The following is a 16,928-nucleotide window of genomic DNA, read 5'->3' on the forward strand; positions in this document are numbered from 1 at the left end:
GTGCTATGGAAAAAAAGGAAGCCATTATTCTTGGAGCGGAGGCCTATCATAATAGAGAGATTACCCTTGTAGACTATGCTGCTTCTGCAATTAAAATTGACGCAGCGTCTTACAAACTAATAAGAACCTTAGAGTCAGAGGCAAGAGGAGAGGAGTTTAAGAATAAACTTAAAGCATATAGAGAAAACCCGCTGATTTTTAAATATCGTTATTATCTAAAGACTCTCGATAACAGTTTAATCTTGCCAAAGAAATATATAATAATTTCTCCCGATAGTAATAGAGATGTAATTATTATGGATATGCAAAAAGGTTCTTTACCGGATATTTTCCCTCTTGGATTGGAATCAGTGGGAGGAAAACAAGGTCCGTAAGACCGCCATTGAATCAGTGGCGAGTCAACGGGTCAAGGAGGTTAAAAATGAAAAAAGAAAGAAATTGGAATCCTTATACCTTTTCTTTGGGATTGGGAATATTTGTTCTGTTGATATTGTATTTAATAGCTTTTCAGATTCATGTGGGAGAAACCGCAGTGGTAACAACTTTCGGTAATCCTACAAGAGAAATAACAGAAGCAGGATTATATTGGAAAGCGCCTACTCCGATACAAAAAGTAGACAAATTTGATGCAAGAATACAGGTTCTAGAAAGCAAAATGGAAGAAACATCTACGAATGACGGCAAAAATATAATTTTAATAACTTCCACTTTTTGGAGGATTAAAGACCCGTTAAAATTCTTTAGGTCTGTTGGATACAAGGATGAAGCTGAAAGAAAATTGATTTCTATTGTCAGAAATTACGAGCACGGAATTATAGGGACCTATGACCTTGCCAATCTGATAAATACAGATGAAACTATGTTGAAATTGGACGAAATTCAAGAAAAAATTAAGGAGTTATGTTCTAAAGAAGCAGAAGAAACATATGGGATAGAGGTGATTGACGTTGTGTTTAAGAGAATGCAATTTCCTCAAGAAGTAACTAAAGATGTGTTTGAAAGAATGAAAAAAGAAAGAGAAAGGATAGCAGAAACGTATTTGGCTGAAGGAGAAGGAATGGCAAGCGATATAAAGGCAAAAGCAGATGCTGAAAAGGAAAGAATTCTTGCTGAAGCTAAAGCCGAAGCCAAGAAAATCAAGGGCGAAGGAGATGCAGAAGCGGCACAGTATTATAAAGTTTTTTCCGAGAATGAAGAACTTGCAATTTTCTTAAGAAAGTTAGAATCGTTAGAAACTACTCTGGCTAAAAATGCGACGGTAATCCTAGACTATCGTACTCCGCCTTATGATTTGTTTTTGGGCAAATATTTTGAAAAAGAGGAATAAATAATGGAAAACAAAGAACAAATCCAACCTGCCTTTGAATATCTTGCAAGAGCTTTACGTATGAGTTTTGGCGCTCTCAAAATCATAGTGGGGGGGCTCGTAGCTTACTACATCATCTTTTCAGGATTATTTACTGTAAAGCAAGATGAAGTGGCTATTATCTTGCGATGGGGTAAAATCGTAGGGGTAGGAGAAGGACGTGTTTTGCAACCCGGATTCCACTGGTCTTTTCCCGAGCCTATAGACACAATAGTTTGTATACCGGTAAGAAAGGTAAAATCATTAGAGATAGAAGAATTTTGGAGCGCAGAATTAGACAACCCTCAAATGTCTGTTCCTGAATCTTTGATACCTTATTTACATGGTTATTGTATTAGCGGAGATAATAATTTAATCCATACACGACTGCAGGTTTCTTACAATATAACAGCGCCCATTTCCTATATTACAAAAGTAAAAGACGAAGAAGAGCTTATCAAATCTGTTGTTTCCAATGCAGTTATAGAGGTCATAGGAAATTCGTCTGTTGAAGAAGCTCTACGCACGCAATTAGAAAAAATCAGCCGTTTGGTACGTTATAAAGCTCAAAAAAGGTTAGATTCTTTAGATTCGGGGATAACCATAAGTGCTATTTATCTTGAGCGCTCTATGCCTCCATTGCGTGTAGTTGAAGCTTTTAATAGAGTTATCAGAGCCGAACAGATAAAAAGCACTTTTATAAATGAAGGTAAAACTTATGCCAACCGAGAAATAAATACAGCTAGGGGAGACGCTTCCATAATATTATCGGAAGCTCAAACATATCGAAATACCGTTGTTAATGAAACGCTTGCAGATGCTACATACATTCAGGAATTGACCCGAAAATTCAAAAAAGGCAGTGAAGAATTGGATACTTATATTTCTTATTTTTATCAGGAGAAAATGGAAGCATTACTTGTCAATTTAGAAGATAAGTTTATCCTCCAGACACCTGTTAAAGGAAAAGAAAATGAGTTGAGAATACTGCTTGGTAAAGAAACGAAATGGGAGGGAGTTAAATAATGCAAGCAGAACTTTACCATCCGGTTCACTTTCATGAAGAAGAAAGTCATTTAGTGCGAAGTCTTTTGATTACCTTAACAGGCGGAATTTTAATTTTTAATGCTTTTATTGCAACTCGTCTTTTCCCGGATTCTCCTTTAATAAGCGAACTTAGCGCTTTGGCGGGAGCTTTGCTTTTAGGCCTGCCTATGATAGTAAAATCTTTCAAAGGATTTTTTACGGGAAGACTTAGGCTTACCGAACTTGCAAGCATAGCAGTTCTTGCCTGTATAGCGCTGGGAGATTACAAAACTGCCGGTGTAGTTGCTTTTATACTTGTTTTGGGAGAGCTTTTAGAACATAGGACTGCTCTTGGCGCGCAAGAATCTATTGAATCACTTTTAAAACTAACTCCTCCTATGGCGCATATTGTTAGAGACGGAGAAGAAAAAGATATCCTCGTAAAAGAACTTAAATCAAAGGACATAATACGAATTAAACCCGGTGAAAATATCCCGGCTGACGCTGTTATAGCCCAAGGTGATACATCGGTTAACGAAGCTTCTATTACCGGAGAATCTTTTCCTGTTGATAAGAAAAAAGGCGACCGCATATTTGAGGGAACAAACAATATTACTGGCGCCATATTAGCTGAAGTTGAAAAAATTGGGGAAGACACAACGTTAGGAAAAGTAAAACAGTTAATATTGGAAGCTGAAAAAACCCGCATTCCCATTATGTCTCTGATAGAAAAACATGTCTATTGGTATATACCAGTTATACTTATGACTGCAGCTTTGATACTTTTCTTTACGCGAGATGCCTCAAGGTCTATTTCTTCGATTATTGTAGGCGTTCCCTGCGCGCTTCTTTTGGCAACACCTACGGCTATAATAGCCGTTCTTTCTGTAGCCGCGCGTAAAGGAGTGATGATAAAGGAAGCCAGAAAGATTGAAATGGCCGCAGAAATAGATGCTGTTGTTTTTGATAAAACAGGGACATTAACAACCGGTGAACTAAGAGTTACTTTGATTAATCCTGTACGCGAAATTTCACCCGATAAATTGATTTATTATGTAGCTACATTGGAAAAACACTCCCTACATCCTGTTGCAAGAGCGATAAGAGAACTTGCTGTAAAAGCTAATGTAAAACTGAGTGAACCCGAAGAATTCAAGGAAACTGGGGGAAGAGGAGTTACCGGTAAAGTAGACGGGAAGAAACTTATTGTAGGAAGGGAATCGTATTTAAAAGAAAATAAGATAGAGATTTCGGCTCAAAGAAAGGACTCGGGAAGTGTGTTGCATATAGCTATGGATGGACAATATTATGGTTGGATTCAGGTCGAAGACCAGATGCGTATCGAGGCAAAAGAGACCACGGAACAATTAAAGAAACTCGGGATAAAAAAACTTATAATGCTTACCGGCGATACTAAAGAAGTTGCGCAAAAAATAGCCAAGGAGTCCGGGTTTGAAGAAGTAGTTGCCGAATGCTTACCGGAAACCAAACTTGAAATTGTAGAAGGATTACAAAGGAAAGGATATCATGTAGTAGTAATAGGAGACGGAATCAACGATGCTCCGGCTCTTGCGGCGGGAGAGATCGGAATAGCTATGGGTGCTATGGGTAGCGATGTGGCAATAAATAGCGCATCAATTGCTTTAATGTCTAATGACTTAAGAAGAGTTCCGTTTTTTATTTCTTTATCGCGGCTTGCTCATAAAATAATTTATCAGAATATAGCGTTGGGAGGAGCATTTGTCCTTGTCGGCTTGACTCTTGCGGGTATGGGAATTGTCAATCCGATTGTAGCTGCCCTTTATCATGAAGTAGGTTCGCTGGTCGTTATTTTAAACAGCGCTAGAATAGTAAAATTCGAATCAATCTAGTATTATAAATTTGTAAAAATTTCAATTTTGGATCTTTTAATATGGATGAATTAATTAAATTACAAGGTGTTACGAAAACCTTTAAAGATTTCTGGGGAAAACCAAAGGCAGTGGCTGTTAAAAATTTGTCATTTTCTGTAGAAAAAGGAGAGATTTTAGGACTTCTTGGTCCTAACGGTAGCGGCAAATCCACTACGCTTAAATTGATTCTGGGGCTTCTTTATCCTACCCGTGGCAGAATCTCGGTTTTCGGAAAGCATCCCGGGGATAATGTTGCTAAACAATTCATAGGCTATCTACCTGAAGAAGATTATTTATATTCTTATCTTAACGGACGCGAAACTTTGGATTTTTACGGAAAAATATTTAATCTCCCTTCCAAAACAAGAAGAGAAAGAATAGACTTTCTTATAGATTTGTTGGGAATAAAAGCATATCAAAGGCGTGCAGTAGGAGAATATTCAAAAGGAATGGCAAGAAGAATTGGGCTTGCTCAAGCTCTCATAAACGATCCCGACCTGTTGATTCTTGATGAACCCACAAGCGGAATGGATCCCATAGGTATAAAAGAAATAAAAGATCTATTCTTGGGACTTAAATCAAAAGGGAAAACAATGCTTATCTCAACGCATCTTTTGTCGGATATAGAAAATATATGCGATCGCGTGGGAATACTCTATCAAGGCGAATTTATAGCAATAGACAAGGTCGACAAATTATTATTGCCGTACCAAAACGAAAGTCATCGTCTGGAAAAGTTCTTCTTAGACAAAGTATATGCAGCAAGAAAGGAAAGAGAAAAGAAGAAAATAGCAGCGGTTTTAAAAGAAAAAGAAGGAAAATCCTCCACAAAGAAACCTGATGAGGTAGACAAAGAACTTCTTCAGAATCTACTGCATAAGGAACAATAAAAGTTCTAGTATTAAAGAATAATTAAAAACTTTCGATAAATTTGATGTTTGATGTTAGGATAAAGAAGTATGAATAAAAGGATTATAGCAGTAGCCCATAATGCTTTCCGATATTATTTGTTTACCCCTACCTCTCTCGCTATTATAATTATGCTTTTGTTAGTCCCATTTTTATGTTCAAATCTATTGGGAGACGGGACTGCGGAAGGGAAGTTTAAGGTTTTTGTAACTTATTCGTTTATCATCAGCTCTATCATCTTTACTGTGGTAAATATTTCTTTTTCTTGCTCTTCAATTAGCGGCGAATGGAAAAAGAAAACGCTTCTGACATTAGATGTCAAGCCCATTAGACGCTGGGAAATAATTTTAGGCAAATGGTTTGGGATGTTAGCAATAAATATAGTTCTTGTCGCATGTTTTTTATTGTCAATGACTTTTTCTTCCATGCTTGTTTCTCATAATCTGACAAAAAGTTTTCCGGGACACAAAAACATATTTATGACAGAAACGGAATTATTTCCAGCACAAGCTGATGAATTATCTCAAGGTAAATTTTTAATGTCCTTTTTGCAAATGAGACAGAATAATAGGAAAGAAATTTATCCTGTTCTTGCAAAAGGAGAAATGGTCTGGACATTTAAAGGTATTCGCAAAACTTTAGCTGGACGCGATTTGCCAGGCAAATCGGATAATTTATCCTTGTCATACCGTTTTCAGACCGCCGGTCCGGAAAAACAGAATGTTTTAGGATATTGGCTCGTTGGTAACCCTTCCTTACCTGCTCCTTTTGAGTCGGAAACAAGCCAACCGAAAGATACTGTTCACCGCTTACCTATCCCATTAGAAGCAGTAAGCGACAAAGGAGAACTCAATGTTGTTTATTTGAATATTGAACCTACTAACCTTAGCGTTTTATTCCCCGCATCGGATTTCAAACTGCTTTATACTCAAGGGAGTTATTGGATGAATCTTATAAAGGGATCTTTTAACATTTTGATTCTTGTAACTTTTATCTTTTCGGTAGGGCTTTGTTTCTCATGTATTGTTTCGCATTTGACAGCAGTTCTATCAACTTCTATTTTAATCTTTATGTCTTATCTACACGAGTTTATTGAAATAATGCTTAATTCTATATTCAGAGATGCGCAAGCGCAACAAACTATTGGAATGATTAATCACCTATCTTATCTCGCCCTGAAATTTATCTCTTTTGTTTTGCCTCCTCTTAACGAAGTTTTACCTCATTCCTATATTGGGAACTTTCTTTTGATGCCTTTTTCTTACTTGGTTTTTCTCTTTATAAGAATAATCCTTTTGGGAGTTTTGCCACTATTGGTCGTAGCTATAATCTATCTTTCGCATAAAGAACTGGGAATTCCTAATGAATAGAAAAAATAAAAGTATAGTCATATTCCTAATTGCTCTGTTGTTTTTTTACGCCTGCAGTTATCCGCTTTCTCAGGTTCAACAGAGGTTGCGTTCCATCTTACCTGAAGAAGCTACCTTAAAAAAACTTCCGCCCGAACTGGTTTTTACGACGGTTCTTCTTGGCGGTTTTAGAGGAATTCTTGTAAACCTTTTGTGGTTACGAGCACAGCAATTGCAGGACGATGGTAAATACTTTGAGCTTGTCCAACTCTCCGATTGGATAGGGCTTCTTCAACCTTATCTTCCGACAGTTTGGAGATTCAATGCGTGGAATCTTTCGTATAACATTTCGGTAGAATTCCCTACAGGGGAAGAAAGATGGAACTGGATATATCAGGGAATTAAACTATTAAGAGACAAAGGGTTGAAATATACCCCCGATTCTGCGGAAATTTATCAAGAACTTGCGTGGATACAATATCACAAAATTTCCGACACTTCAGATGAATTTAACGCATATTACAAAAAAATGTGGGCACAGATAATGGGAGATGCTTTTAGTGATATAACTCTGGAAGAAATGGTCTTAAACTCTTCTTATGAAGAATTGCTAAAAGATAAAAGTATAGAAACAATAATATCTTCTTTTTCAGCAAATCAACTGGATGTTCTCAAAGATTGGGAACAAATTTCTAAAGAAAATTTTTCTACTCTACCGGAAAATTTAAGAGAACTTACTAAAGGTCCTTCCTTCAGAAAAATAGAAGCATACTTAAGAGGGAAAAGATTACGGGAAGAATTTAAACTTGACCCGGAATTCATGCTGGAACTAGAAAAGAAATACTTCCCTATAAATTGGAAATCACCGGCCGCACATTCTTTATATTGGATAGAAGAAGGCAAGAGAAAAAGCAAGGATATGAAGGAATTGGATTACTATAGAATGGTTTATTCTTCTCTGGGGCATCTTTGGAAATGGGGAAACGTCAGCATAAAGAAGATACCTGCCCGCCAACCTGCCCGACAAGATTTGGCAGGCGGGGATTTGGCAGGCGGGAATGACGAAGAAGTGCTGATTCTTTCCCCTGATTTTAAAGTTGTTTATGTGTTAAACACTTATTATGAAGATGCTATCCAACAATTGGAAGAAGCAGGAGAACCAACCGTAGGCATAAAGAGTGCTCACCGTTACTTTTTAAGTGAGGTTGTTGTTATGGCATATACAATGAATGATATACAATTCGCGCAAAAGTATTATATTTACTTAAGAGATAAATATCCCGGAGAAATAGCCAATCTTTCGTTCCCGGACTATGTTGCTTCTAAATTTATGGAAAAATTAGATTTTATGGAGACATCTATCCCTAATATGACAGATGTTCTGTTTGGGATTATGCATCAAAGTTATTGGGCGCTTGCAGCAGGAGAAGACGAACGTTATGCAGGTTTGCAATCTTTAGCTAAATCAGTCTACGAAAGAACAGCAAAAGGCGTTTCGCGTTTCCAAAAACTTTTCCCCACTTTTAATGCTTTACAAAGATCCAGCTTAGAATCTTCTCTTCCAATAATGCCTCCTGCAATTGCTTCATCACTTCGCAATCGTTTAGGAATACCTGAACCTTCCGAAATAGAAGAGACAAAAGACTAAAGACCGTAGTTGCCGATTCATCGGCAAGACAAAAAGCCCATAAATGGGCAACTACAAAATAAAGACCATAGACAATAGACTAAATAATATCAAATATTAAAATTATCCCCTGCAATCTGAAAGATTGCGGGGATTTAATCCCGGGAATTCTTCGAATTCCAAGGGACATATCAAAATCCAAAATTTTACATTGTCATCTTGCTTTTTGCATTTTTATCTTTGATTTATCCGCAATATTTCCATTTGCTACTTAATAAAAAAGAGAAAAACATAAAAGCCCCACTAATACTTTACTTTTACCATGTCATTCTAACTCTATAACTTATCTTTACTTCTTTATCCTTAGGGACGTTGACGGTGTATTTTAAGGTATGCGCTTCTATTTTCTCGTATGTATGAGAACTCTTTAATACAACCCAGTCACCGGGAATTGGCTCAATAACCTGAACCTGTGCATCTTCTTCCTTATGATTGCGGATAGATATTTCCCACTCTGCTTCATAAACATTACGGGCAATTTTCTTCCAATCCATCTGTGTTCTCTCTCCCACAACATCAAATGCCTCGCCCATCTTTATCTTTATTGTTTCGTCTTTTGGTGTGTGGTCAATTTTGTCTTCTCCTACAAACTGCAGTCTTCCTTCGTGGTCTTCCTTGTAAACTCTTACTATCCCCTTGGGAAAAGGCATACCTAAATTGTTTTCCTTCTTATTTGCAATATCAATATAAACGCCGACTTTTTGGTTGGAAATCGGCTTTCCGTAGCTATTGCGATAATAATATTCCGCGCCATAGAAGATTAAATTTTTCTTTACGGGAATATCGGATGCTTCCAGTAAACTTATCTGTTTAGTTTGGTTTTCTTTGATGGTTGATTTTCTTCCCAAAGTATATATATGATATTCAAAGAATGCTTTTTCTGCAAATCCCATTTCAGACTCTGATACAGCAGCCATCTTATACATACGGTCATATCTAAGTTTGGGTTCTGTAACTCTATTTACATCTCCTGCTATCAACTGAATAGTGGCATCTTTATAACCGGCTCCGCTTTTATTATCTATAGTAACCCAGCCGGTTAAGTCACTCTTGGTATCATCTTTATTAAGGATTGCAACATAATCTGCTTTCCATCCTATACCATCCGTCAAATATGAAGCTTCTACTTTTTGTCTTCTTCTTAGGGTATTATTAAGCATCCATACAAGAGTCGGCTTGGCAATTAAATTTTCAGGTATTCTCGGCAAAATAACTCTTCCACCGGGATTTATATGAATCTCATTATCAATTTTATAAATATGACCCTGATTAGTGCTCAAAAGAGTGGCATCTAATATTTTTTCTTCGCCCGTGTAATAATTTTTATCTATCAGCTTAACTTTTTCTCCTACATATTTATCCAAAAGTTTAGCCGGGTTTAGTAAATCGTATTCATAATTCTGCTCCAGAACAGATAAACTATCGGGCTCAATAAGCGATTTTATATGAACAGTTGTCGGATTTATCCGCTGAGCTACATCCATAAACTGAAGCTCGGATATGCCTCTTGTTAAATATATCTGTCTGATATCCTTAACCAATCCTAAGTTGTTGTTATATATGGTTATATATATCTGTTCTTGGTCATCAATCGTGCTTTTTGCCGGCTCTGCGGCAAAACAAGCTCCGGCAACAACTAAACTCATCGCTAGAACAAACATTATTCGTTTCATCTTTTTACCCTCCTTTATAGGACTAAATTAATTCGCATATCATATTTTTAGACAACAAATAAAATAAAAAGTTCCAGATTTTTTTAAATATTATTTAGAAGGTATGAGTTTTACGCGTATTTGAAGAGTATCTCCCGCCATTTTAATGATGGAAGGACGAGGTTTTTGAAATTCAACCAATTCGTTTAAACTTTTTAATAAATTACTATACTTATCTTTGTCAATCTCCGCAGAAATGACTTGAGTTTCGGTTTCGCTATATTTTACTGATAAAATATTTCCCCCGAAAGACCTTATAAGGTTTTCAATTCCAGGAGCTATTACAACGCTGTTTTCTTTATCCATCATTGCTTCGGAGTTGTCTGCTTCTCTGAGCTTTCCTCCCTCTAATACGTCTTTATCTTTGCCTGTCAAGTCAATCGATTTCATTCGGAGGCTTGCAGGTTGCATACTGCTATAAGCTCCAATATCTTGTGTATCGGATTTTATTAAAAGCACCAACTCAATAGGTTTTGCCACTGAAACAGTTGATGAGATAGTTTTTTCTTTTTCCATTGCTAAAGATAAAGGAACTTGATTTCCTTTTATTATTTCGGAAGAAGACTTGTCTTCTTCTCTCTTCTCTAATGCAAGTTGTTTGGCTTCTTTGTCCATAAGTTTTTCTGTAACTATTTTTTCTTGAGATGACGGTATAACAGTTGTCATTTCTTCAGATGGTTGTATTATCTTTACAATGTAAACAACCAATAGTAGTATTGCTAAAGCACCTGCAAATTTAAATGACAGTTTTATTTTGAAAGGCATAAATACTTTTTGTTTTGTATCTTTAAATTCGGGTACTGGTTCAAAATTAGGTTGTTCCTGCGGTTTTGGATTTTCGTTTTCTAGTTTTCCATCCAAACTCTCAATAAAATTCTTGGGAGCTTCTATTTTCTCAAGAGAGCTGATTTTCTCCAGATATGTTTTTAATGAAGAAAGTTCTTCAGCGCAACTATTGCAGGTTAGAAGATGTTCTTCTACAGATTTTTTTAACTGTTCATCAAGAACATTGTCAATATACTCAGACAAAAGCTCCTTAACTTTTATGCATTCCATTTAAATTAACCCCTTTAGTTTTTCTTTAAGTGTACCTCTTGCCCTTGAAATTTTTGATTTTACTGTGCCGAGTTCATTATCCGTTATATCTGCTATTTCCTCGTAAGAAAATCCTTCTATATCGCGAAGCACAATAACCTCTTTTTGTTCATCGGGCAAAGAATCTATCGCAGATTGAATTAATGCTTCCGTCTCTTTTTTATCTAAAAGCGTAACGGGAGACAATGATTGGTCCGCAATTTCACCCGTATACGAATTGTTATTCAGTTCTTTATTCTCCCCGATTTTAAAAGTTTGCATTTTGTTTCTATATTCCGCCGATTTCAACCTATTTTTACAGGTGTTTACTGTTATTCTATAAAGCCATGTTGAAAAGGACGACTGAAATTCAAACCCATTCAAAGACCGGTAAACTTTTATGAAGGTTTCTTGAGCACAGTCATTTGCTTCTTCATAGTTGCTCATAAATCTGTAGCACAGATTGAAAACCCTATTCATATGTCCAAGCAACAACCTATCAAATGCCTTTTTGTCTCCCGATTGAAAAGCCTTAATTAAAACTTCATCGTCCTCGAATAATCTACCTTGCTTGTTTATCTCTTCAATCATTTAGACAATTTTATCCTTTAAAAAGTTCCATTCTTATATGGTTATATTCTCTACTGAATTTTATTATACCTATTTTACTTTGAATTTAAAACGCAAGTATTTAACATTTCGTTTGATGGCTAATCTTTTCTGCTATATAATTGGCGTTGATTGGAGGAAGAAATGAAAAGAATAGGTGTTTTAACTTCAGGGGGTGATGCTCCCGGTATGAACCCTGCTATAAGAGCAGTAGTAAGGACTGCTCTTTGTCTGGGTATGGAAGTCTTCGGCATAAGAGGAGGTTATCGGGGCTTGGCTGAAAATAATCTCTTTCAAATGAATTCAAGAAGTGTAAGCGGAATCATTGATATGGGAGGAACAATTCTCAAAACCATAAGGTTCCCGGAATTTAAAGAAAAGAAAACGAGGGAAAAAGCATATAAAAATTTGAGAGGAAACAGAATAGAAGGCCTTGCGGTAATAGGCGGAGACGGCTCTGCGCAGGCAGCTAATCTTTTGTCTTCTGAATTCAATTTCCCTGTTGTACTTATACCTGCTTCTATTGATAATGATTTATATGGAACAGATTCAACTATAGGATTTGATACCGCAGTAAATACCGCAGTAGACGCAATAGACAGGATAAGAGACACGGCAACAAGCCACGAACGGACATTTATCGTTGAGGTAATGGGCAGAGAGCATGGCAATCTTGCATTAGAAGTGGGGCTTGCCTGTGGAGCTGAAATTATTCTAATACCTGAAATGACAATAGATTGGGACAAAATTGTCGAGGAATTAGAAAATCAGAAAATACAAGGCAAAGCAAGTTCTCTAATTGTTCTTGCCGAAGGCGCAGGTAAAGCTCGCGAAGCAGCACAACATTTGCAGGAAAAATTACCCAAACGGGAAATCAGAGTTTCGGTTTTAGGATATATTCAAAGAGGCGGAAAACCGACTTCTGCTACCAGAAATCTTGCTACAAAATTTGGTGTAGAAGCAGTTAAAATGTTAAATGAAGGACATCATGGTTCTATGGTTGGCTTGAAAGGCGTGGAAATAGTTCGCGTGCCGTTAAGTGAAGTGATTTCCCAATCGAAATCTCTTCCGTTGGAAAACCTTGATATTGTTCGGTTAATGGATATTTAATCGGAACTGTATTCCGATATCTTAAATTGCGGAATTTATTCCACAAAATAACAAAATATTGTTATAATCACTTCATTGTAGGACGGAAATAACTATGAATAAAAATATAAAAGTAATCGTGTCCGGAGTTGCCGGGAAAATGGGTGTAGCCATTATCGGACTAATACCTTTATATGAAAACCTAGTTCTTACAGGTGCTATAGAAAAACAAGGGCATCCTTTAATAGACCAAGATATATACTGTATTTCTCGTAAAATAAAAGGCATAACAATTCTTGACGATTTACGGGATGCTATAGGAAATGCAGATGTAATTATTGAATTTAGCACTCCAGAAATAACGCTAAAACATCTGGAGATTACCGCATCCTATCCCGACAGAGCTTTTATAATAGGCACAACAGGTTTCACTAAAGAACAAGAAGCTAAAATAAAAGAATATGCAAAAAAAATTATATGTATTAAAGCTCCTAATATGAGTACCGGCATGAATCTCCTATTCAATACTGTTGGTAAAGTAGCCAAAGTTTTAGGTGAAGATTACGATACTGAAATCGTGGAAATTCATCATAAAGCTAAAGTTGATGTTCCATCGGGAACAGCTAAAAAATTAGGTGAAGTAATTGCTCAAGCTCACGGCAAAAGTTATGATGAAATAGTCAACTTAGGAAGAAAAACCCCCGGACCAAAACAAAAAGGCGAAGTTGGAATGCATTCCGTAAGAGCCGGTAGCATCATAGGTGAACACAAAGTCATATTTGCAGGCGGCGGAGAACATATAGAAATAGTTCATAGAGCTGAAAGTCGGGACGCATTTGCGCACGGAGCTTTAAAAGCAGCGCAGTGGGTTGTTGGTAAAAACCCGGGACTCTATAGCATGGAAGATGTGCTGGGTTTATGAAATCTGACCGTAGACATCAGACTAAAGACATTTGAAAAATAAACTAAAATTAAAAATATTGGTTTTAAGTCTGTGGTCTTCGGTCTATAGTCTTTGGTCTTATTAAATGATTATCGAATCTTTCCCTTATTCTTATTCCCCGCTTGATGTATTTAGAAATTTCAAGGATTACCCATATTCGTCGTTGCTTCTAAGCGGTATGAAAAATTCCTCATGGGGTAGATATTCTTTTATGACCGCTTTTCCCTATATGATATTCAAGGCGAAAGGGAGAAAAACATCATTAATTACAAACGGACAGGAAATACATAAAACAGGCAATCCTTTTAATATACTGCGCGAAATCTATACCGAACAATCAGGTAAACAAAATCTTCCTTCTTCACTTCCTTTTACGGGCGGAATGCTCGGATATTTTGGATATGATATGGGCTTTACGCTTGAAAAAATACATCAACACACAACAGATGACTTAAATTTACCCGATTGTATCCTGCCTTTTTACGACTGGGTCCTATATTGGGACCATAAAACAAAAGAGAGTTTCATACTTTGGATAAATACGCCTCAAGATAGAAAAAATAAAATCAAAAAATTATTAACCCCCCCTGTGCGATTAAAAAAAAGCAATGAATCCTTATATAATAACTCGTCTGAACTTAAATCGAATTTCAAGAAAGATGCATACTTAAACGCTATATTGAAGGCGAAAGATTACATAAAAAAAGGCGATATTTTCCAGGTAAACCTATCACAGCGTTTTTCGTGTCAATATAATTCATCGCCTTTTGAATTATTTGAAAAACTCGCATTCATAAACCCTGCGCCTTTTTCCGCTTTCTTAAACTTTCCCGAAGTTTCGGTAATAAGCGCCTCGCCCGAAAGATTTCTTCATCTTAAAGCAAACAAAATACATACCCGTCCTATAAAAGGCACGCGCCCAAGAGGCAAAAACAAAGAAGAAGATAAAAGATTGGCAAAAGAATTGTTAAATTCCCCAAAAGACCGCGCTGAACTTATAATGATTATAGACCTTGAAAGAAATGATTTGGGGAAATTCTGTTATTACGGCAGTGTTGGCGTTTGCCCCGCTATCCCCGTTAGAGAAAAACTCTCTAACGGGGTAAAAGAATTAGTAGCGCTTGAAACAAATCCCACCGTATTTCATACAGTAAGCACTGTAGAAGGAAAAGTTGTCGACGGGATAACGCCGGTTGATTGTGTAAAACACTCATTTCCCGGTGGCTCAATAACAGGGGCTCCTAAAGTGCGCTCTATGGAAATAATAGAGGAACTTGAGCCAACCAAGAGAAATATTTATACGGGCGCAATCGGTTATATATCATTTAACAGGAGGATGGATTTGAATATCGCAATCCGAACGATTATCATTAAGAATAAAACAGCATTCTTTCAGGTCGGAGGCGGAATCGTAGCTGATTCCGACCCGGAACTTGAATACGAAGAAACACTGCATAAAGGCAAAGCATTGGCACAGTCGCTTTTAGCGACCGAGGTTAACGGAATAAATACCGAACGGCGAATTAGGAAATAGAAGAGATATATCCCCCCTACTACGCCACTCCCGCCACTGAAAACTGGCGAGGCAAGACAACAATGGCGGGTAACAGGGGGGACTTCGCACTCCCTAAGGGAGTGCTTCGGGAGGATAAAAATGATTCTCAAAGAAATATACAAACATGTTCAGACTGGATGGGGCGTGTTGATATCAATTGGAATAGGGATTATATTATCTTTATATTCAGGGCTTATTTCTTCAAGTTGGGTTGGCTTTTTAGCGGCTGGGATTCTTCTTATATTTATGATCTTATTTTCCAGTTTAACCATTATTGTGGACGATGACTCTATCAAGATAAAATTTGGTGTGGGACTAATTAGAAAAAGTTTTAAATTAAAAGATATTAAGTCCTGCGCTGTTGTCAGAAATAAATGGTGGTATGGATGGGGAATCCATTGGACACCGAAAGGCATTCTTTTTAATATATCAGGATTAGATGCGGTTCAATTAATAATGAAAAGTGGGGGTATGTATAGAATCGGCACTGTTGAACCACAGAAACTTGATATGCTTATAAAAAGCAAGTTAACCAAATAATAACAATTTGGCTGTTATAAATTCAAAGGAGGTGAGGATAGTACTTAATAGGTAGCTAGTAGAAATGTTTTCAGACGTAGAAAAACAAAAATAAAAAGAAATGGCGCTGATAATGTGATGCGTTTAAAACGAGTCTTTCGCTTTCCTTCGCGAACTATTTGGCGGACTGTGTCCGCCGTAGCTCGCTTTGGCGAGCAAAGGCGGACAAGGGAGAAATAGAATGCATGGTAGCAAGCTTTATGTAGGAAATCTCAATTACGCGGTAACTAGTGAACAGTTGAAAGAATTATTCGCTAAGTATGGCGAAGTTGCAAAAATTGATCTAATTCAGGGCAAAGGTTTTGCTTTTATAGAAATGGCTACTCCGGAAGCGGCCGGAAAAGCAAAAACAGAATTAAGCGAGACCGATTTTGAGGGACGCAAATTAAGAATTGATGAAGCTCGTCCTCCCAAATCCAGAAGTTTTAGTCCAGCAGGCGGTGGTTATAATTCAGGGGGCAGGGGAGGATATGGACCATCAAGAGGTGGCTATAATTCCAAAAGAGGCGGACACAGAAGAGACAACAGAAGAACGAGGGGAACAAGAGATAGAGGGGGGTATTAATAAAATCCGAAATTCGAATATCCCCAAGAAATTCGGAGAATTTCTGGGACCAAAGTCCCTGAAATTGCTAAACAATTTCTAGGGGCGAAATACTAAACAATATCTAATGACAAAAATTCGAATGACTAAAACAATAAGTTTGGAAAATTCAAACATTAAGATTTTGAATGTCCGCCTGCTCGCATCTCGGCGAAGCCGAGGGCTTGCGAAGTGGGCAGGGTTGCGGAATAAAAAAGGAACCTTTATTTACTCCTATTTTTAAAAATTTTTACCCCGGGCTCGGATATCCCCCCTAAATGCAGTCATAGTCTGCAAAGCTAACCTAGGCGTGGGAATGTAACATAAGGTCTCTAATGTTACATCTTTATTTACCAGGTCCAGGCAGGATCTCATAAAAATTTAGGTGGTTTACCTAGTAGCCGCAAAGCAGTAAACCATTTCAGGAAGATTATCATCCTTTGGCTTTGCGACGATTCCACCGAAGCAGTATTTCAGCTTATACTGAAGATTCTCGTCGAGTCTCTCTTTAATTAGTCTGCGGACGGTACTCCAGTTGACAGATATGCCTTTCTTTCCCAGTTCGCGAGCAGTAGC

General features: G+C 37.2%; 16 protein-coding genes. 12 read left to right on the forward strand and 4 right to left on the reverse strand.

Annotated features, from left to right (window positions below; all coding sequences use genetic code 11):
- From KAS42_04700 to KAS42_04730, 7 genes are all read left to right on the forward strand, one after another.
- Positions 1–374, forward strand: a 374-nt coding sequence (locus tag KAS42_04700) for a hypothetical protein (protein MCK4905515.1), incomplete at its 5' end; no start/stop codon positions are given.
- A 47-nt stretch (positions 375–421) separates the two neighbouring features.
- Complete coding sequence (locus KAS42_04705; GenBank protein MCK4905516.1) at positions 422–1,327, forward strand: protease modulator HflC; 906 nt, start codon at positions 422–424, stop codon at positions 1,325–1,327.
- 3 nt (positions 1,328–1,330) lie between these two features.
- Positions 1,331–2,371, forward strand: coding sequence for a protease modulator HflK (locus KAS42_04710; protein ID MCK4905517.1), 1,041 nt, complete (start codon positions 1,331–1,333; stop codon positions 2,369–2,371).
- Positions 2,371–4,242, forward strand: a complete 1,872-nt coding sequence (gene cadA, locus KAS42_04715; GenBank protein MCK4905518.1) for a cadmium-translocating P-type ATPase — start codon at positions 2,371–2,373, stop codon at positions 4,240–4,242. The genes KAS42_04710 and cadA overlap by 1 nt, the downstream gene beginning before the upstream one ends.
- Before the next feature lie 41 nt (positions 4,243–4,283).
- On the forward strand, positions 4,284–5,153 hold the full coding sequence (locus KAS42_04720) for an ABC transporter ATP-binding protein (GenBank protein MCK4905519.1): 870 nt from the start codon (positions 4,284–4,286) through the stop codon (positions 5,151–5,153).
- Positions 5,154–5,222: 69 nt separating this feature from the next.
- Positions 5,223–6,542 (forward strand): ABC transporter permease subunit, encoded by a 1,320-nt coding sequence (locus KAS42_04725; GenBank protein ID MCK4905520.1) that lies wholly within the window; start codon positions 5,223–5,225, stop codon positions 6,540–6,542.
- The gene (locus tag KAS42_04730; protein MCK4905521.1) at positions 6,535–8,169 is read left to right on the forward strand and encodes a hypothetical protein; all 1,635 of its coding nucleotides are present in this window, start codon (positions 6,535–6,537) and stop codon (positions 8,167–8,169) included. Before KAS42_04725 ends, KAS42_04730 begins: the two co-directional genes overlap by 8 nt.
- Positions 8,170–8,465: 296 nt before the next feature.
- On the opposite strand, the gene KAS42_04735 is transcribed toward KAS42_04730, so the two are convergent.
- The 3 genes from KAS42_04735 to KAS42_04745 form a co-directional block, all read right to left on the reverse strand.
- Complete coding sequence (locus tag KAS42_04735; protein ID MCK4905522.1) at positions 8,466–9,881, reverse strand: DUF4139 domain-containing protein; 1,416 nt, start codon at positions 9,879–9,881, stop codon at positions 8,466–8,468.
- A gap of 90 nt (positions 9,882–9,971) precedes the next feature.
- Positions 9,972–10,976 carry a zf-HC2 domain-containing protein gene (locus tag KAS42_04740; GenBank protein ID MCK4905523.1) on the reverse strand — a complete coding sequence of 335 codons (1,005 nt, stop codon included), beginning with the start codon at positions 10,974–10,976 and terminating at the stop codon, positions 9,972–9,974.
- A complete protein-coding gene (locus tag KAS42_04745) occupies positions 10,977–11,585 on the reverse strand; it encodes a sigma-70 family RNA polymerase sigma factor (protein MCK4905524.1) in 609 nt (202 codons plus the stop codon).
- 150 nt (positions 11,586–11,735) lie between these two features.
- Between KAS42_04745 and pfkA the strand changes: the two genes are divergently transcribed.
- The 5 genes from pfkA (at position 11,736) to KAS42_04770 (ending at position 16,334) form a co-directional block, all read left to right on the forward strand.
- Positions 11,736–12,713 (forward strand): 6-phosphofructokinase, encoded by a 978-nt coding sequence (pfkA, locus tag KAS42_04750; protein ID MCK4905525.1) that lies wholly within the window; start codon positions 11,736–11,738, stop codon positions 12,711–12,713.
- Positions 12,714–12,807: 94 nt separating this feature from the next.
- Positions 12,808–13,614 carry a 4-hydroxy-tetrahydrodipicolinate reductase gene (locus KAS42_04755; protein ID MCK4905526.1) on the forward strand — a complete coding sequence of 269 codons (807 nt, stop codon included), beginning with the start codon at positions 12,808–12,810 and terminating at the stop codon, positions 13,612–13,614.
- A gap of 106 nt (positions 13,615–13,720) precedes the next feature.
- Positions 13,721–15,169, forward strand: a complete 1,449-nt coding sequence (pabB, locus tag KAS42_04760; protein MCK4905527.1) for an aminodeoxychorismate synthase component I — start codon at positions 13,721–13,723, stop codon at positions 15,167–15,169.
- Between the two features lie 120 nt (positions 15,170–15,289).
- Positions 15,290–15,730, forward strand: coding sequence for a hypothetical protein (locus KAS42_04765; protein ID MCK4905528.1), 441 nt, complete (start codon positions 15,290–15,292; stop codon positions 15,728–15,730).
- Positions 15,731–15,950: 220 nt separating this feature from the next.
- Positions 15,951–16,334, forward strand: coding sequence for an RNA-binding protein (locus tag KAS42_04770; protein MCK4905529.1), 384 nt, complete (start codon positions 15,951–15,953; stop codon positions 16,332–16,334).
- 408 nt (positions 16,335–16,742) lie between these two features.
- Here the strand turns inward: KAS42_04770 and KAS42_04775 are convergent.
- Positions 16,743–16,928 (reverse strand): hypothetical protein (locus tag KAS42_04775; GenBank protein ID MCK4905530.1); only part of this gene is annotated, 186 nt, incomplete at its 5' end.

This window comes from bacterium, assembly GCA_023135785.1.
Classification (GTDB): domain Bacteria; phylum CAIJMQ01; class CAIJMQ01; order CAIJMQ01; family CAIJMQ01; genus CAZNJA01.